Consider the following 18,952-nt stretch of genomic DNA (forward strand, 5'->3'; position numbering starts at 1 on the left):
TATTTCCCCCGTCCCACCCCAACCGCTACCCTCAGGAAAATCGTCACCACCGCCAAGGGATTTCATGGACAGAACCACCTTCAAACCACTCCTACTCACCCTCGCCCTGATCGGCAGCATTCCAATGGCCCAGGCCGCCACCACCCTGGTCTACTGCTCCGAAGCCAGCCCCGCCGGGTTCGATCCCAGCCAGTAAACCAGCGGCACCGACTTCGACGCCTCGGCTGAGACCGTCTTCAACCGCCTCACCCAATTCAGACGCGGTGGCACCGAGGTGGAACCGGGGCTGGCGACAAGCTGGGAGGTGTCGGCCGACGGCCTGGCCTACACCTTCCACCTGCGCGAGGGCGTCAAGTTCCACACCACCGACTATTTCACCCCCACCCGCGAGTTCAACGCAGACGACGTGGTGTTCACCTTCCAGCGCCTGCTCGACCCGCAGCATCCGTTCCGCCAGGCCTACCCCACCGAGTCGCCGTACTTCACCGACATGGGCCTGAACACCACGATCAAGCGCGTCGAGAAAATCGACCAGCACACCGTACGCTTCGACTTGAACAACGTCGATGCGGCCTTCGTGCAGAACCTGGCGATGAGTTTCGCCTCGGTCCAGTCCGCCGAATACGCCGCGCAGCTATTGAAGGAAGGCAAGGCCGGCGACCTCAACCAGAAACCGGTCGGCACCGGCCCGTTCGTGTTCAAGCGCTACCAGAAGGACTCGCAGATCCGCTACGCCGGCAACAAGGCCTACTGGAAACCCGAGGATGTGAGGATCGACAACCTGATCTTCTCCATCACCCCCGACGCCGCCGTGCGCCTGCAGAAGCTCAAGCGCAACGAATGCCAGGTCAGCGGCTACCCGCGTCCGGCCGACATCGAAGTGATGGAACAGGACCCCAACCTGCAAGTGCTCAAGCAGCCGGGATTCAACCTGGGCTTCCTGGCCTACAACGTCACGCACCCGCCCCTGGACCAGCTCAAGGTCCGCCAGGCACTGGACATGGCCATCGATAAGCCGGCGATCATCAAGGCTGTCTACCAGGGCGCCGGCCAACTGGCGCAGAACGCCTTGCCGCCGGCGCAATGGTCGTTCGATCCGGCCATACGCGATGCGCCCCATGACGTGACCAAGGCCAAGGCGCTCCTCGAGGAGGCCGGGGTTGCGCCAGGTACTACCATCGACTTATGGGCGATGACGGTGCAGCGCGCCTCCAACCCCAACGCCCGGATGTCGGCGCAGATGATCCAACAGGATTGGGCCAGGATCGGCATCAAGGCCAACATCGTCAGCTATGAGTGGGGCGAGTACATCAAGCGCGCCAAGAACGGCGAGCACGACGCGATGATCTACGGCTGGACCGGCGACAGCGGCGACCCCGACAACTGGCTGGGGGTGCTCTACAGTTGCGCGGCGGTCAAGGGCAGCAACTACGCCAAGTGGTGCGACCCGGCCTATGACCGCCTGGTCCAGCAAGCCAAGGTCTCCACCGACCGCCAGCGACGGATCGACCTGTACCGCCAGGCGCAGCAGATCCTCAAGCAACAGGTGCCCATCACCCCCATTGCCAACTCCACGGTGTTCCAACCGATAAACAAACAGGTGGTGGATTTCAAGCTCAGTCCGTTTGGCCTGACACCCTTCTACGGCGTGGGTTTGCACAAGTAAAACCCGCCCCGAACCGGTGCCCGGCCACGCCGCCGCGCACCGATAAAGGGCGCGTTTTGCACCGAAAAAACCCGCGCAAACGATCAACCGCGTCAGAAGTTACACAGATGCGACATTAAGGTACGTTCGTGCCACTGTTTCAGATTTGCAACCGCTCTGGATCTTGCATTGGGTATGGGGCCTGCATAAGTATCCGCAGGACGACTCACGAGGTCGCCCTCAAATCCAAAAATGACAACAAATCATGAGGCCAACATGCTTAAACACGCGGTCATTCCGTTTTTAGTCGGCGCCAGCTTATTAGCCAGCGCACCCTTCGCCCAAGCGGCGGCTAACCTGGTGTTCTGCTCCGAGGGCAGCCCGGCCGGTTTCGACCCGGGTCAATACACCACCGGAACCGACTTCGACGCCTCAGCCGAAACCATCTTCAACCGTCTGACCCAGTTCGAGCGTGGCGGTACCGCCGTGATCCCGGGCCTGGCGACCAAGTGGGACATTTCCGAAGATGGCCTGACCTACACCTTCCACCTGCGTGAAGGCGTCAAGTTCCATACGACCCCGTACTTCAAGCCGACCCGTACCTTCAACGCCGATGACGTGCTGTTCACCTTCAACCGCATGATCAGCAAGGACGATCCGTTCCGTAAGGCGTACCCGACCGAATTCCCGTACTTCACCGACATGGGCATGGACACCAACATCGCCAAGGTCGAGAAGCTGGACGACAAGACCGTCAGGTTCACCCTCAATGCCGTCGACGCTGCGTTCATCCAGAACATGGCCATGCACTTCGCCTCCATCCAGTCGGCCGAATACGCCGCTCAGCTGCTCAAGGAAGGCAAGCCCGCCGACATCAACCAGAAGCCCATCGGCACTGGTCCGTTCGTCTTCAAGAGCTACCAGAAAGACTCGAACATCCGCTTCACCGGCAACAAGGAATACTGGAACCCGGATGACGTGAAGATCGACAACCTGATCTTCGCCATCACCACCGACCCGTCGGTGCGTATCCAGAAGCTGAAGAAAAACGAATGCCAGGTCACCCTCTTCCCGCGTCCGGCCGATCTCAAGGCCATCCGTGAAGACAAGAACCTGAAGATGCCGGACCAACCGGGCTTCAACCTGGGCTACATCGCCTACAACGTGATGGACAAGATCAAGGGCAGCGACCAGCCCAACCCGATGGCCCAGCTGAAAGTGCGCCAGGCACTGGACATGGCCGTCAACAAGCAGCAGATCATCGATTCGGTGTACCAGGGCGCCGGCCAACTGGCCGTCAATGCCATGCCGCCTACCCAGTGGTCCTACGACACCACCATCAAGGATGCGCAGTACAACCCCGAGAAAGCCAAGGAACTGCTCAAGGAAGCGGGCATCAAGGAAGGCACCGAGATCACCCTGTGGGCGATGCCGGTCCAGCGCCCCTACAACCCGAACGCCAAGCTGATGGCCGAAATGCTGCAGTCCGACTGGGCCAAGATCGGCATCAAGGCCAAGATCGTGACCTACGAGTGGGGCGAGTACATCAAGCGTTCCAAGGGCGGCGAGAACGGCGCGATGCTGATCGGCTGGAGTGGCGACAACGGTGACCCGGACAACTGGCTCAACGTGCTGTTCGGTTGCGACTCGCTGCAGGGCAACAACTTCTCCAAGTGGTGCGACAAGAAGTTCGACGACATCGTCAAGCAGGCCAAGCGCACTTCGGACCAGTCCAAGCGCACCGAGCTGTACAAACAGGCACAACACATCCTCAAGGATGCGGTGCCGATGACACCTATCGCTCACTCGACGGTGTTCCAACCCATGCGCACCAATGTGCAGGACTTCAAGATCAGCCCGTTTGGCTTGAACTCCTTCTACGGTGTCAGCGTCGACAAATAAGGTATGCAACGGCGACGTTTCTTGACGTCGCCGTTGCTTTATCTGCCGAGACCCAGGAAATCGCCTACGTCCCTCAGGCCCTGTCCCAGGCTGCGACTTTCGCAAGCCTGACAGCAAGACCAGGACTATCGCCCTTTCTTACAAGTCTTTCAGGCGTTACGCATTTACGACCCGGCCCGCGACTCATACCGTCGAATCCTGGTCGATCTGCCGGCACCTGTGTCATCGCTGCACGCAATGGAATGAACCCAGTGACCCGGCCCTTCGGAAGGTTGCCGCCTCACTGTCAAACACCCCGAACGAGAGAGGGAGCGTCATGCGCCATACCCTGGTTTTATCCGCATTGCTGAGTACCGGCCTGCTGGCCACGACATCCGCGGCCCTGGCCGCCAACGGCAGCCTGGTGTTCTGCTCCGAAGGCAGTCCCGCCGGCTTCGACACGGCGCAATACACCACCGCCACCGACAACGATGCCGCCGAACCGCTGTACAACCGCCTGGCCGAGTTTGAAAAGGGCGCGACCAATGTCGTCCCAGGCCTGGCGACGAGCTGGGACATTTCCGAAGACGGCTTGAAATACACCTTCCACCTGCGCGAAGGCGTGAAATTCCATACCACCGACTACTTCACCCCGACCCGGGATTTCAACGCCGACGACGTGGTGTTCACCTTCACCCGCATGCTCGATCCGCAGCATCCGTTCCGCAAGGCCTACCCCACCGAGTTCCCCTATTTCAACGGCATGAGCCTGAACAAGAACATCGCCAAGGTGGAAAAGACCGGGCCGTTGACGGTGGTCATGACCCTCAACAGCGTGGACGCCGCGTTCATCCAGAACATCGCCATGAGCTTCGCCTCGATCCTGTCGGCCGAGTACGCCGACCAGTTGCTCAAGAACGGCAAGCCGAGCGACATCAACCAGAAACCCATCGGCACCGGGCCTTTCGAGTTCAAGAGCTACCAGAAGGATTCCAACATCCGCTACGTGGCCAACAAGCAGTACTGGGCGCCGGAGCGGGTCAAGCTGAACAACCTGATCTTCTCCATCAACACCGACGCTTCGGTGCGGGTGCAGAAGCTCAAGGCCAACGAATGCCAGGTCACCCTGCATCCGCGCCCGGCCGACGTGCCGGCGCTGAAGAACGACCCCAAGCTGCAGTTGATCGAACGACCCGGCTTCAACCTTGGCTATATCGCCTACAACACTCGCCACAAACCGTTCGACCAGGTCGAAGTACGCCGGGCACTGGACATGGCGGTGAACAAGCAGGGCATCCTCAATGCCGTGTACCAGGGCGCGGGGCAACTGGCACAGAACGCCATGCCACCGACCCAGTGGTCCTACGACGACACCATCAAGGACGCGCCCTACAACCCGGAAAAAGCCAAGGAGCTGCTCAAGGCCGCCGGGGTCAAGGAAGGCACCGAAATCACCCTGTGGGCCATGCCCGTGCAGCGCCCCTACAACCCCAACGCCAAGCTGATGGCCGAGATGCTCCAGGCCGACTGGGCGAAGATCGGCTTGAAAGTGAAGATCGTCAGCTACGAATGGGGCGAGTACATCAAGCGCACCAAGAACGGCGAACACGACATCAGCCTGATCGGCTGGACGGGCGACAACGGGGACCCGGACAATTGGCTCGGCACGCTGTACAGCTGTGATGCCATCGGTGGCAACAACTACTCCATGTGGTGCGACCAGGACTACGACAAGCTGATCAAGCAGGCCAAGGTCGTCACCGACCGCGACCAGCGCACCGTGCTCTACAAACAGGCCCAGCAGTTGCTCAAGCAGCAAGTGCCGATCACCCCTGTCGCTCACTCGACGGTCAACCAGCCGTTGAGCGCCAAAGTCGAAGGATTCAAGGTCAGCCCCTTCGGACGCAACGTGTTCTCCGGCGTCAGCCTGGCGCCATAACCCAACCATGCATTGGCGGGGGTCCCTTGCGGGACCCTCATGCAGCCGTTTTGCCTGAATTCGCCATTCAGACACCCAGCAAACGTTTGCGAACTGTGATGAGTTGTAAAACCAAAGCCGTATCACCAAAAAAGACCGGCGTTAAATAAAGAAAGAAAAAGGAGCTTCACAATGAAATTGAGCAGCAGCGCGTTACTGGCCCTGGCCATCAGCAGCGTTACCGCGACCGCCTATGCGGAGTCGCAGAGCCAGGCGGTCACTCCTGTGACCCTCAAGACCACCAGCGCGCAAAGTGAAGCCACTGGTTTCATCGAAGGGCAATCGGTGACCGGCACTACCCGTAACTGGTATGCCAACGAGCAGTTCAAGCGCGGTACGAAACTCACCTATCGCAAGAACGGCGAAGCCCGTGAGACCGACCGCCGCATCAACTGGGTACAAGGCACCATCGTCAAGTACAACTCCGGTTTCACCGAAGGTACCGTGGGCTTCAGCACCGAATTGGCGGCCTACAACGCCATCGCCCTGGACCAGGACCGCAAGGACCTGGCGTCCAACAACGGCGGTGCCCCGACCACCCGTCCTGGCGCCGGCAACAACCGTACGCTGACCCGTGAAGGCGGCGACGCCGTCGGCCAATGGAGCAAACTGGGCCTGGCCAACGTCAAGGCGCGCGTTTCCAATACCACCCTGACCGCCGGCCGCCAGAACTTCAGCAGCCCGATGGTCGACGTCATCGGCAACCGTGCACTGCCCTCCAGCTTCCAGGGTGTGAGCCTGCACAGTGAAGAGTTCGAGAACCTGGCTTTCGATATCGCCACCTTCGACCGTAACTCGCCACGTACCGAACAGAGCCAGCGCAAGTTCCGCTCCGAATACGGTGACAGCAGTGTCGAGACCGATCACGTCAACACCGCCGGTATCACCTACCAGCCACTGGCCAGCCTGAAGACCAGTCTCTGGGCGACCGAAGCCGAGGACATGTGGAACCAGTACTACTTTGGCGCCACCCATGAACTGGGGGACAGCTCGGTGCTGAGCCTGACCACCGGCCTGAACTACTACAAGACCGTGGACTCGGGCAAAAGCAAGCTGGGCGAGATCGACAACGACACCTACTCCCTGTCGTTCGGACTGACCCACCAGGCCCACAGCCTGACGTTCTCCTACCAGGAAGTGAACGGCAACGAGTACTTCGACTACCTGCACGAGACCAACGGCATCTACCTGGCCAACTCCCTGCTGTCGGACTTCAACGGCCCGAACGAGAAATCCTTCCAGATCGCCTACGGCCTGAACATGGCCGAGTACGGCGTGCCTGGCCTGAAGTTCAACATCTACCAGGCGCGCGGCTGGGGTATCGACGGTACCCACTACAACAGCACCGGATATAGCGATGTGCGGGCGATGGACGGTGAACACCACTACGAGTACGGCATCGGCGCGTCCTATGCCGTGCAGAGCGGCCCTCTGAAAGCCACTGCTATCCGAGCGACCTATACTGCCCACCGCGCCAGTGAAAACCAGGCCGACGGCAGCCTCAACGAGTTCCGCCTGGTCACCACCATCCCGTTCAACATTCTGTAAACCCTGCGCCGGGCGGTCGACTCACGAGGTCGGCCGCCCGGCTTTACCGTTACATCGATTGCAGAGGATTTGACGATGAACATGATTCCCCTACGCGCAGCCATCGCCGCCGCGTTGCTGAGTGTCGCCGTTGGCGCCACGGCCAAGCCCCTCGTGGTTTGCACAGAAGCCAGCCCGGAAGGCTTCGACATGGTCCAGTACACGACTGCAGTCACTGCCGACGCCGTGGCAGAAACCATTTTCAACCGCCTGGCCGACTTCAAGCCCGGCACCACCGAAGTGATTCCGGCCCTGGCCGAATCCTGGGACATCAGTGACGATGGCCTGACGTACACCTTCCACCTGCGCAAGGGCGTCAAGTTCCACACCACCGAATACTTCAAGCCGACCCGCGACATGAACGCCGACGACGTGGTCTGGAGTTTCCAGCGCCAGCTGGACCCGAACCACCCGTGGCACAAGCTGTCGAGCGTGGGCTTCCCCTACTTTGAAAGCATGGGTTTCAAAGAGCTGCTCAAAAGCGTCGAGAAAGTCGACGAACACACGGTCAAGTTCAGCCTGACCCGTCGCGAAGCGCCGTTCCTGGCCGACATCGCCATGGCCTTCTCCTCGATCTACCCGGCCGAATACGCCGACCAGTTGCTCAAGTCCGGCAAGACCGGCGATCTCAACAGCAAGCCGGTGGGCACCGGGCCGTTTGTCTTCCAGCGCTACAACAAGGATGCCCAGGTACGCTTCAAGGCCAACCCGGATTATTTCCGCGGCAAGCCGCCGGCCGATGCCCTGGTACTGGCCATCGCCACCGACAACAACGTCCGCCTGCAGAAACTCAAGGCCAACGAATGCCAGGTCGCGCTGTATCCCAAGCCCGATGACATTCCAAGCATCAAGAAAGACCCCAACCTGAAAGTCGATGAACTGGACGCCATGACCGTGTCCTACGTTGCCATGAACACCCAGCACAAGTACCTGAGCGACGTCCGGGTCCGCAAGGCCATCGACATCGCCTTCGACAAGGAAGCCTACGTCAATGCCCTGTTCGGCAAAGGCAACGCCACCGTCGGCGTCAACCCGTACCCGCCGACACTGCTGGGCTTCAATCATGAGCTGAAGAACCCGCCGCGGGACCTGGACAAGGCCCGCCAGTTGCTCAAGGAAGCCGGCGTGCCGGAAGGCACCGTGCTGACCCTGTTCACCCGCAACGGCGGCGGCCCGACCAACCCCAACCCGATGCTCGGCGCACAGATGATGCAGGCCGACCTGGCCAAGATCGGGCTCAAGGTGGACATCCGTGTGATGGAATGGGGCGAAATGCTCAAGCGCGCGAAAAACGGCGAGCACGACATGGTGTCCGCCGGATGGGCGGGCGACAACGGCGACCCGGATAACTTCCTGACGCCTATGCTCAGTTGCGAGGCGGCCAAGAACGGCGAAAACTACGCCCGCTGGTGCAACGAGAAATTCCAGGCGCTGATCGACCAGGCCCGCGCCACAGTGAACCCCGAAGAGCGGATCAAGCTCTATGAACAGGCCCAGGTGATTTTCAACCAGGACCAGCCATGGATCAGCATGGCCCACACCCGGATGTTCACGGCAATGCGCAAGAACGTAGAGGGCTACTCCATTAGCCCGCTCACCACCAATAACTTCGCCACCACCCAGGTGAAGTAGATAAGAAGATGCCCCGGCATCCCTGACCCCAGGGCTGCCGGGCACGCCTAACCGGCTGATGAGGTACACCTGAAGATGTTTAGTTTTATTGCCCGCCGACTGGGATTATTGATCCCCACGTTCTTCGGCATCACCTTGCTGACCTTCGCGTTGATTCGCATGATCCCCGGCGACCCCGTGGAAGTGATGATGGGCGAACGTCGGGTCGATCCCGAAATGCATGCTCAGGCAATGGAACGCCTTGGCCTGAACAAGCCGCTGTACGCCCAGTACCTGGACTACATCGGCAAACTGGCCCACGGCGATCTCGGCGAATCGCTGCGCACCCGTGAAAGCGTATGGACCGAGTTCAGCTCCCTGTTTCCCGCGACCCTGGAACTGTCCATGGCCGCCCTGTTGTTCGCCGGTATCCTGGGCCTGCTGGCCGGGGTGATCGCGGCACTCAAGCGAGGGTCCCTGTTCGACCATGGGGTGATGGGCGTCTCCCTGGCGGGTTATTCCATGCCGATCTTCTGGTGGGGCCTGATCCTGATCATGTTCTTCTCGGTGTCCCTGGGCTGGACCCCGGTGTCCGGACGGATCGACCTGCTCTACGACATCGAGCCGAAAACCGGCTTCATGCTGATCGACACCTTGCTGGCCGATGAGCCGGGCGCCTTCCTCGATGCCTTGCACCACCTGATCCTGCCGGCCATCGTGCTGGGCACCATTCCGCTGGCGGTGATCGCCCGGATGACCCGCTCCTCGATGCTGGAAGTGCTGCGCGAGGACTACATCCGTACCGCCCGGGCCAAAGGCCTTTCGCCGGCGCGCGTGGTATTCGTCCACGGCCTGCGCAACGCGCTGATCCCGGTACTGACCGTGGTCGGCCTGCAAGTCGGCACCCTGCTGGCCGGCGCGGTCCTGACCGAAACGATCTTCTCCTGGCCGGGCATCGGCAAGTGGCTGATCGAAGCCATCGGCGCCCGGGATTATCCCGTGGTGCAGAACGGCATCCTGTTAATCGCCTGCCTGGTGATTCTGGTCAACTTCGTCGTGGACATCCTCTACGGCTTTGCCAACCCACGTATCCGTCACCAGCGCTGAGATCAAATCAATGAGTACTCCAACTACCTCGGTAGCAGTCGATCAAAGCCTGCTGTACCCGTCCCCCTACAAAGAGTTCTGGCAGGCGTTTTCCCGCAACAAGGGCGCCGTGGCCGGGCTGATGTTCATGATCCTGGTGGTGTTCTGCGCGATCTTCGCGCCTTGGGTCGCCCCCCATGACCCGAGCGAGCAGTACCGCGACTTCCTGCTGACTCCGCCGGCCTGGCTCGAAGACGGGCAGATCCAGTTCCTGCTGGGCACCGACGAACTGGGTCGCGACCTGCTGTCGCGCCTGATCCAGGGTTCGCGCCTGTCGCTGCTGATCGGTTTGTCGTCGGTGGTGATGTCGCTGATCCCGGGCATCCTGCTGGGGCTGTTCGCCGGGTTCTTCCCGCGGGTCCTCGGCCCGACCATCATGCGCCTGATGGACATCATGCTGGCCCTGCCTTCGCTGCTGCTGGCCGTGGCCATCGTCGCCATCCTCGGCCCAGGCCTGATCAACACCGTGATCGCCATCGCCATCGTTTCCCTGCCGTCCTACGTGCGCCTGACCCGCGCCGCGGTGATGGGCGAACTGAACCGCGACTACGTGACCGCCGCACGCCTGGCCGGTGCCGGCCTGCCGCGCCTGATGTTCATCACCGTGCTGCCCAACTGCATGGCGCCGCTGATCGTCCAGGCCACCCTGAGCTTCTCCTCGGCGATCCTCGACGCCGCCGCCCTGGGCTTCCTCGGCCTTGGCGTCCAGCCGCCCACCCCGGAGTGGGGCACCATGCTGGCTTCGGCCCGCGACTACATCGAACGCGCCTGGTGGGTGGTGAGCCTGCCCGGTTTGACCATTTTGCTCAGCGTGCTGGCAATCAACCTGATGGGCGACGGCCTGCGCGATGCGCTGGACCCGAAACTCAAGAATGCCGCCTGAGGAGATTCCCATGTCACTGCTAGAAATCAAGAATCTCAACGTCCGCTTCGGCGATGCCAACGCCGTTCCAGTGGTCGACGGCCTGGACCTGACCGTGGAAAAGGGTGAAGTGCTGGCCATCGTCGGCGAGTCGGGATCCGGCAAGTCCGTGACCATGATGGCGTTGATGGGTCTGATCGATCATCCCGGTATCGTCACGGCCGACGCGCTGAACTTCGACGGCAAGAACATGCTCAAGCTCAACAGCCGCCAGCGTCGGCAGATTGTCGGCAAGGACCTGGCGATGGTGTTCCAGGACCCGATGACCGCGCTCAACCCCAGCTATACCGTGGGTTTCCAGATCGAGGAAGTGCTGCGCCTGCACCTGAAGATGACCGGCAAGGCGGCCCGCAAGCGCGCCATCGAACTGCTGGAAAAAGTCGAGATCCCCGGCGCCGCCAACCGCATGGACGCCTACCCTCACCAACTGTCCGGTGGCATGAGCCAGCGCGTGGCGATTGCCATGGCCATCGCCGGCGAACCGAAGCTGCTGATCGCCGACGAACCCACCACCGCCCTGGACGTGACCATCCAGGCCCAGATCATGGACCTGCTGCTGGCGTTGCAGAAAGAGCAGAACATGGGTCTCGTGCTGATTACCCACGACCTAGCCGTGGTGGCCGAAACCGCCCAGCGCGTGTGCGTGATGTATGCCGGGCAGGCCGTGGAAGTGGGCAAGGTCCCGCAGTTGTTCGACATTCCCGCCCACCCGTACAGCGAAGCGTTGCTGGCGGCGATTCCGGAACACAGCATGGGTGCCGAGCGCCTGGCCACACTGCCGGGCATCGTCCCCGGTCGCTACGACCGTCCCCAGGGCTGCCTGCTGTCGCCGCGCTGTCCGTACGTGCAGGATAACTGCCGCCAGCAACGTCCCGCCCTCGACCCGAAAACCAACAGCCTCGCCCGCTGCTTCTACCCGTTGAACCAGGAGGTGGCGTGATGGCCGTCGTACTTACCGCCCGTGACCTGACCCGTCACTACGAAGTGTCCCGCGGCATGTTCAAGGGCCACGCCACCGTGCGCGCCCTCAATGGCGTGTCGTTCGAACTGGAGGCCGGCAAGACCCTGGCCGTGGTGGGCGAATCCGGTTGCGGCAAATCCACCCTCGCCCGGGCCCTGACGCTGATCGAGGAGCCGACCGCCGGTTCCCTGAAAATCGCCGGGCAGGAAGTGGCCGGCGCCAACAAGGCCGAGCGCAAGCAGTTGCGCAAGGACGTGCAGATGGTGTTCCAGAGCCCCTATGCGTCCCTCAACCCACGGCAGAAGATCGGCGATCAACTGGCCGAGCCGTTGTTGATCAACACCAGCCTGTCGGCTTCCGAACGGCGGGAAAAAGTCCAGGCGATGATGAAGCAGGTGGGCCTGCGCCCCGAGCATTACCAGCGCTATCCGCACATGTTCTCCGGCGGCCAGCGCCAGCGCATCGCCCTGGCCCGCGCCATGATGCTGCAGCCTAAGGTACTGGTGGCGGACGAACCGACTTCGGCCCTGGACGTGTCGATCCAGGCCCAGGTGCTGAACCTGTTCATGGACCTGCAGCAGGAATTCAACACCGCCTATGTGTTCATTTCCCACAACCTGGCGGTGGTGCAGCACGTCGCTGACGATGTGATGGTGATGTACCTCGGCCGTCCGGTGGAAATGGGCCCCAAGGAAGCCATCTACAGCCGCCCGCTGCACCCGTATACCCAGGCGCTGCTGTCGGCTACCCCGACCATCCATCCGGACCCGAACAAGCCGAAGATCAAGATCGTCGGCGAGCTGCCCAACCCGCTCAACCCGCCACCCGGCTGCGCCTTCCACAAGCGCTGCCCTTACGCCACCGAGCGCTGCAAGACCGAAGAGCCGGCCCTGCGCCTGCTGGATAACCGTCAGGTAGCGTGTCACTACGCCGAGCAGTTCCTCGGCGGTGCGGCATAAGAGCCTGATTGGAAGGGCGGTATTGTCTATCAATGACACACCGCCCTTGTGGCGAGGGGATTCATCCCCGTTGGGCTGCGCAGCCCCCCTGAAAACTGACCATTCAATGTTCCAGACAAAAATCATGTCTGAAGTTTTGGGGGCTGCTTTGCAGCCCAGCGGGGATGAATCCCCTCGCCACAGGGTTCAGGCCAAGGCAAACCGCTGACGCATGCTCTTACCCCAGGGCGATGCCCCAATGGCCTGCCCCTCTCCTTTAATCCACACAGCCTGCCCATCGAGATTGACTTCAAAATTGAACCCCAGCAGCACCTGCCATTGCGCTGAGTCGGACGACGTAAAATCCACCCGCTCCCGGGTAATGGAACCGCCCTGCCAGTCCATGGTTCGCTCTCCCGCGATCTCATAGTAGGCGCCCGCGCCTTCAATAGAAGGAAACCGATAGACCTTCGGCTCCCGACCGCGCTCGGGAATATAGAAGATCAGCTCTCTCTGACGCCCATCGCCGCCTCTCCAACTGGCCTGGATCACAAAATCCTCACTGCTCTCGTCAGCCATCAACGTGAGCGAAGTTGAATCAAACGCGACGCCGCCTACCCATCCCTTCAAGTATCCCATCGCTTGTGCTGATTGGTCGTTGATGCTCATTTTTCTGCTCTCCACTCCCAGCTGAATCGCATTCGAGTTATAAGAGCCAACCGCACAAGCGTCTACTGTCAGACCTGACAGTGAATGATGGGTTTACCCGGACGCACACATAAAAAACGCCCTGTTACCAGGGCGTTTTTTATTGAAAGCAGCGAACCGCGACGCCTGGATCAGGTCTGGCTATCGCCCTCTTCATCCGTATCGATGGACGAGTCGTCATCGTCCGTATCGCCGGATGTCCCTTCGTCATTCGTCGCGATCATCATCGCGCCCTGCGTCACCTGGCCATTGAGCGCCTGCTTGTCATGTTCATCGCACTCGGCCCAGGCGAGCGATGAACCGAGGGACAGCATCACCAGCACTTTCAATACGAACATCATGTGCAGAAACCTGTTCATAGCCGATTCCTCTTGTCTGAAATGAAGCCGTGACCCGACGGCATCCGGGATACCACTCCCCTAGAGGCTGGCTCCTAAGGATTAGGACGCGCAACCCGAGGCAGAATGCCCTGAACCTACAGACCACTTTCGAATAACGCTTATTTCCAAGCGTTATGCTGTGTAGCGGCCCGCAGGCCGGTCTCCCGACAGAATCAGGCTCAGCTCATGCCCATCCAGTTAGGCAGCACCAGGGAAATCCACGGCACATAGGTAATCAGGACCAGGAACGCCAGCAGAATCATCAACCAGGGCATGGCCGCCCGAATGGTGGCGGGCAGGGACATGCCGGTCACGGCCGACGTGACGAACAGGTTCAGCCCCACCGGCGGCGTGATCAAGCCGATTTCCAGGTTCACGACCATGATGATGCCCAGGTGGATCGGATCTATGCCCAGCTTCATGGCGATGGGAAACAGGATCGGTGCCAGGATCAGGATGATCGCCGAAGGCTCCATGAACGCACCGGCAATCAGCAGCACGATGTTCACCACCAGCAGGAACGTCACGGGGGTCAGGCCGGCATCGAGCACCCACGCGGTGATTTGCTGCGGCAATTGCTCGGTGGTCAGCACATGAGCGAAGAGCATGGCGTTGGCGATGATGAACATCAGCATGATGCTCAACTTGGCCGATTCCAGCAGCACCTTGGGCGTCTCGCGGAACGAGAGGTCCTTGTAGACGAACAATGCGATGAACGCCGAGTACACCGCAGCCACGGCGGCCGCCTCGGTCGGTGTGAACATTCCTGAATAGATCCCGCCAAGAATGATGACCATCAGCAACAGGCCCCAGATCGCCTGGCGCGCGGTGCTCAGCCACTCCCGCAGTGTCGCCCTGGGCATGGCCGGCAGGTTTTTCTTCACCGCGACGATGTAGATCGCCACCATCAATGCAAACCCCAGCAGCAGGCCTGGGACGACACCGGCCATGAACAGCTTGCCCACCGACGTTTCTGTCGCGGCGGCATAGACCACCATGACGATCGATGGCGGGATCAATATCCCCAGGGTGCCAGCATTGCACACGATGCCCGCCCCAAACGCCTGTGGATAACCCGAGCGCACCATCCCCGCAATGGCGATGGAGCCAACCGCCGCCACGGTTGCCGGGCTGGAGCCCGAGAGTGCCGCAAACAGCATGCACGCCAGCACCGCCGCGATCGCCAGCCCGCCACGGATATGTCCGACGCAGGCGTTGGCGAAATCGATCAGCCTTCGTGCCACGCCGCCCGTGGTCATGAACGCACCCGCCAGCAGGAAGAATGGAATCGCCAGCAACGTATAGTGTTCGGACGTTTCGAACAGCTTGATCGCCAGCGAACGCACCGAGTCGGGGCTGAAGAAGATGATGGTCAGCGAACCGGCCAACCCCAACGAAATCGCAATGGGCACGCCGATGAACATCAGCACGAACAGCGCCACGAACAGGAAGGCAATGGTCATGGTCTGTCTTCCTCGTGTTCGGTCAGCTTGACGGCTTCGGCCGCTTCATCGGCCAGGCCCAGGCCCGTCTGGCGATTGCCCAGGATCCGGACAAGAATTTCGGCGAACCGGATGAACACCAGGGCGAAGCCGACCGGCACGATCAGGCCGATGTGCCATTGCATGATGCCGAAATGGCCCAGGTCCTCGGCGCCGATCTGGGCAATCATCAGGGTGTTGATCCATTCGAAGCTCGCCACCGCCAGCAACCCGGCGTAAGCGAGGCAGCACAGGCAAGCGATGACACCGATGAAGCGTTGCACCGGCTTGCTGGCCAGTTTCACCAACGCATCGACACCGATGTGCCCGGCGGTGCGGACACCGTAGGACAGCCCGAAAAAAATCAGCCAACCAAACAGTGCCTTGGTCAGGGACGTGCTCCAGGTCATGGCCTGAGCCATGGCCATGATGGAATCGCCCGTGGCGAACAGCAGCTCACTGGCGCCCGGCCAACGGTCACCCAGGCTGTAGAAGACGCTGTAGAGATTGTTGAGCACCACATAGACGAAGGTAACCAGCGTCATGGCGGCGAGGAGGAAGGCGATGAACCCTTCCTCGAAATGTTCCCAGGTGCGCCGAAGGGCGTTCATGGCGTGACCTCTGCTGTGGAAGACGACGACAGGCCGACGCTGCCGGACGGCAGCGCGGCCAACCAATCACTGGGCCTTGTTGGAGGCTTCGGCCGCCTTGATCAGGTCAGCGCCGATATCGCTTTCGAACTTTTTCCACACCGGCTTCATCTTGTCGCGCCATGCGTTGCGCTCTTGCGGGGTGAGCGTAATGATCTCGGTGGTCTTGGCGTCGAGGATGCGCTGCTTGTCGTGCTCGTTCAGTTGCGCCGCTTCCTTGTTCACGTGGGCAGTGACTTCGACCAGGATCTTGTCCAGCTCAGTGCGGATGTCCGCCGGCAGGTCGTTCCAGAACTTGGTGTTGGTGATCAGCATGTAGTCGAGTACACCGTGGTTGGACTCGGTGATGTACTTCTGCACTTCATGCATTTTCTGGCTGTAGATGTTCGAGTACGGGTTTTCCGCACCGTTGACCACACCGGTCTGCAACCCTTGGTACACCTCGGCAAAACTCATCTTGCGCGGGTTGGCATTGACGGCCTTGAATTGCTCCTCCAGAACAGCCGAAGCCTGTACCCTGAATTTCAGGCCACGCGCATCCTTGGGTTCGCGCAGCGGTTTGTTGGCCGACAACTGTTTCATCCCGTTGTGCCAATAAGCCAGACCCGTGATGTTCTTGCTCTCCATGGACTTGAGCAACTTCTGCCCCTCGGGGCTCAACTGAAAACGGTCCACCGCGGCAATGTCATCGAACAGGAACGGCAGGTCGAACAACTGCACCGTCTTGGTGTACTGCTCGAACTTGGCCAGCGAGGGCGCAATCATCTGCACGTCCCCCAACAGCAGGGCTTCCATTTCCTTGCCGTCGCCGAACAGCGAGGAGTTGGGGTAGACCTCCACCTTCACCTTGCCTGGCAGCCGCTCTTCCACGAGTTTCTTGAACATCAGCGCGCCTTGGCCTTTGGGCGTCTGCTCGGCGACCACATGGGAAAACTTGATGACCACCGGATCTGCGGCCATGACCGTGCTCAACGCACTGAGGGCCAACATGCAGACGAGCGCTTTCCATACAGGTTTGAACATGGCAGGACTTCCTCTTGGTTTTATTTTTTTCGTACGGCTCATTCAAAACGCGGTGCACGGCGAAACAATCTGAGTCTAGGCAGAAAAACGGCTTGCCGGAGGGCGATGAAGATTTTCAAACGGTTGGCGAACAAACGCCGCAGGGGAGGCAAGCCACGGAGGCAGGCCCCTATGACGCACAGATTCGGATCTGATGGGATTTTTCGGCGATTCGACGGTATCGCCTGGATGGACTTGGAATGGGGGGAGCCAGGCCAGCCCCCCCATTTTTTGCCGCTTTGACGTTTAGTGATGCTCGCGGGTCGCGCGGAATTTCACATCCGGCCAGCGCTCTTCCATCAGCGCCAGGTTGACCCGGGTCGGTGCCAGGTAGGTCAGGTGACCGCCACCGTCCAATGCCAGGTTTTCCACGGCCTTGTTGGAAAATTCCTCGAGCTTCTTCTTGTCGCTGCAATCGACCCAGCGGGCCGAGTACACGGTGATCGGCTCATAGGAACATTCGACCTTGTATTCCTCTTTCAAGCGACTGGCGACCACATCGAACTGCAGCACACCCACGGCGCCGAGGATGATGTCGTTGCTGCGCTCCGGGAAGAACACCTGGGTGGCACCCTCTTCGGCCAGTTGCTGCAAGCCCTGGCGCAGCTGCTTGGACTTGAGCGGGTCCTTCAGGCGTACGCGGCGGAACAGCTCCGGGGCGAAGTGCGGGATGCCGGTGAAGCCCAGGGTTTCGCCTTCGGTGAAGGTGTCGCCGATCTGGATGGTGCCATGGTTGTGCAAACCGATGATGTCACCGGCGAAGGCTTCTTCCAGCTGCTCGCGTTCCGAGGAGAAGAAGGTCAGGGCGTCGCCGATGCGCACGTCCTTGCCGGTGCGCACGTGGCGCATCTTCATGCCTTTCTCGTATTTGCCCGAGCAGATGCGCATGAACGCGATACGGTCGCGGTGCTTGGGGTCCATGTTCGCCTGGATCTTGAAGATGAAGCCCGAGAACTTCTCCTCCACCGGTTCCACGGTGCGCTCGTTGGCAACCCGTGGCAGTGGACGCGGGGCCCAGTCCACCACGGCATCGAGCACATGGTCCACGCCGAAGTTGCCCAGGGCGGTGCCGAAGAACACCGGCGTCATCTGGCCGTCGATGAAGGCCTGCTGGTCGAATTCGTGGCAGGCGCCCTGCACCAGCTCCAGTTGCTCGATGAAGCGTTCGTACTCGTCCCCCAGGTGCGCGCGCGCCTCGTCGGAGTCCAGGCGTTCGATGATCTTGGTTTCAGTGCGCTCGTGGCCGTGACCGGCGGTGTAGACGATGATGTAGTCGCCAGCCAGGTGGTACACGCCCTTGAAGTCGCGGTAGCAGCCGATCGGCCAGGTGATCGGCGCCGCCTTGATCTTGAGCACCGCTTCGATCTCGTCGAGCAGCTCGATCGGATCACGGATGTCGCGGTCGAGCTTGTTGATGAAGCTGACGATCGGGGTATCGCGAAGGCGGCAGACGTCCATCAGGGCGATGGTCCGCGGCTCGACGCCCTTACCGCCGTCGAGGACCATCAGCGCCGAGTCCACCGCCGTCAGGGTGCGGTAGGTATCCTCGGAGAAGTCTTCGTGGCCCGGGGTGTCGAGCAGGTTGATCATGTGATCGCGATACGGGAACTGCATCACCGACGTGGTAATCGAGATACCCCGCTGCTTTTCCATCTCCATCCAGTCGGAGGTGGCATGACGGTCGGACTTGCGGGATTTCACCGTGCCGGCGACCGCAATGGCCTTGCCCATCAGCAAGAGCTTTTCGGTGATGGTGGTCTTACCCGCGTCGGGGTGGGAAATAATGGCGAAAGTGCGGCGTTTCGCGACTTCGGCGGCCTGTTTGGTCATGGGAAATCGCCTGGCAGGTGGTTCAAAAAAGGGCGGCGAGTATAGCCCAAAACCACTGCCCTGGACCACCGTACGTAAGGGCAGCCCCCGCCCGGACGCCCAATCTGCCGGAGCCCGACGACATCCCGGGAGGGAACCTTTTCGACAGCACGCACGTCCACTCCCCTGTTAC

14 protein-coding genes and 1 pseudogene are annotated in these 18,952 nt (G+C 60.9%); 9 read left to right on the top strand and 6 right to left on the bottom strand.

What is annotated here, in order from left to right; all coding sequences use genetic code 11:
• Positions 1–64: 64 nt before the first annotated feature.
• The 9 genes and pseudogenes from BT179_RS10175 to BT179_RS10215 all read left to right on the top strand — a co-directional run bounded on the left by BT179_RS10175 (position 65) and on the right by BT179_RS10215 (position 12,690).
• Positions 65–1,666, top strand: a pseudogene (locus tag BT179_RS10175) (ABC transporter substrate-binding protein).
• A gap of 255 nt (positions 1,667–1,921) precedes the next feature.
• Entirely contained in the window at positions 1,922–3,547 is a 1,626-nt protein-coding gene (locus tag BT179_RS10180; RefSeq protein ID WP_072388468.1) for an ABC transporter substrate-binding protein, read from the top strand.
• A gap of 316 nt (positions 3,548–3,863) precedes the next feature.
• Entirely contained in the window at positions 3,864–5,465 is a 1,602-nt protein-coding gene (locus BT179_RS10185; RefSeq protein WP_072430747.1) for an ABC transporter substrate-binding protein, read from the top strand.
• Between the two features lie 171 nt (positions 5,466–5,636).
• Positions 5,637–7,052: an OprD family porin gene (locus BT179_RS10190; RefSeq protein WP_072388472.1), complete on the top strand. Its 1,416-nt coding sequence runs from the start codon at positions 5,637–5,639 to the stop codon at positions 7,050–7,052.
• 75 nt (positions 7,053–7,127) lie between these two features.
• Complete coding sequence (locus BT179_RS10195) at positions 7,128–8,723, top strand: ABC transporter substrate-binding protein (RefSeq protein WP_072430746.1); 1,596 nt, start codon at positions 7,128–7,130, stop codon at positions 8,721–8,723.
• A gap of 75 nt (positions 8,724–8,798) precedes the next feature.
• The gene (locus tag BT179_RS10200) at positions 8,799–9,809 is read left to right on the top strand and encodes an ABC transporter permease subunit (RefSeq protein WP_072388476.1); all 1,011 of its coding nucleotides are present in this window, start codon (positions 8,799–8,801) and stop codon (positions 9,807–9,809) included.
• 10 nt (positions 9,810–9,819) lie between these two features.
• Positions 9,820–10,731 carry an ABC transporter permease subunit gene (locus tag BT179_RS10205; protein WP_072430745.1) on the top strand — a complete coding sequence of 304 codons (912 nt, stop codon included), beginning with the start codon at positions 9,820–9,822 and terminating at the stop codon, positions 10,729–10,731.
• 10 nt (positions 10,732–10,741) lie between these two features.
• Positions 10,742–11,710: an ABC transporter ATP-binding protein gene (locus BT179_RS10210; protein WP_072388480.1), complete on the top strand. Its 969-nt coding sequence runs from the start codon at positions 10,742–10,744 to the stop codon at positions 11,708–11,710.
• A complete protein-coding gene (locus BT179_RS10215; RefSeq protein ID WP_072388482.1) occupies positions 11,710–12,690 on the top strand; it encodes a peptide ABC transporter ATP-binding protein in 981 nt (326 codons plus the stop codon). Before BT179_RS10210 ends, BT179_RS10215 begins: the two co-directional genes overlap by 1 nt.
• 186 nt (positions 12,691–12,876) lie before the next feature.
• Here the strand turns inward: BT179_RS10215 and BT179_RS10220 are convergent, their stop codons facing one another.
• The 6 genes from BT179_RS10220 to BT179_RS10245 form a co-directional block, all read right to left on the bottom strand.
• Positions 12,877–13,338, bottom strand: coding sequence for a hypothetical protein (locus tag BT179_RS10220; RefSeq protein WP_072388484.1), 462 nt, complete (start codon positions 13,336–13,338; stop codon positions 12,877–12,879).
• A 170-nt stretch (positions 13,339–13,508) separates the two neighbouring features.
• Positions 13,509–13,736, bottom strand: coding sequence for a hypothetical protein (locus BT179_RS10225; RefSeq protein WP_072388486.1), 228 nt, complete (start codon positions 13,734–13,736; stop codon positions 13,509–13,511).
• Between the two features lie 200 nt (positions 13,737–13,936).
• The gene (gene dctM, locus BT179_RS10230) at positions 13,937–15,220 is read right to left on the bottom strand and encodes a C4-dicarboxylate TRAP transporter large permease protein DctM (protein WP_072388488.1); all 1,284 of its coding nucleotides are present in this window, start codon (positions 15,218–15,220) and stop codon (positions 13,937–13,939) included.
• A complete protein-coding gene (locus tag BT179_RS10235; protein ID WP_072388490.1) occupies positions 15,217–15,849 on the bottom strand; it encodes a TRAP transporter small permease in 633 nt (210 codons plus the stop codon). Before BT179_RS10235 ends, dctM begins: the two co-directional genes overlap by 4 nt.
• Positions 15,850–15,915: 66 nt before the next feature.
• Positions 15,916–16,911: a TRAP transporter substrate-binding protein gene (locus BT179_RS10240; protein WP_072430744.1), complete on the bottom strand. Its 996-nt coding sequence runs from the start codon at positions 16,909–16,911 to the stop codon at positions 15,916–15,918.
• A gap of 285 nt (positions 16,912–17,196) precedes the next feature.
• The gene (locus BT179_RS10245) at positions 17,197–18,780 is read right to left on the bottom strand and encodes a peptide chain release factor 3 (RefSeq protein WP_072388494.1); all 1,584 of its coding nucleotides are present in this window, start codon (positions 18,778–18,780) and stop codon (positions 17,197–17,199) included.
• Between the last annotated feature and the right edge of the window lie 172 nt (positions 18,781–18,952).

This window comes from Pseudomonas sp. NFACC43 (genome assembly GCF_900119645.1).
GTDB lineage: Bacteria > Pseudomonadota > Gammaproteobacteria > Pseudomonadales > Pseudomonadaceae > Aquipseudomonas.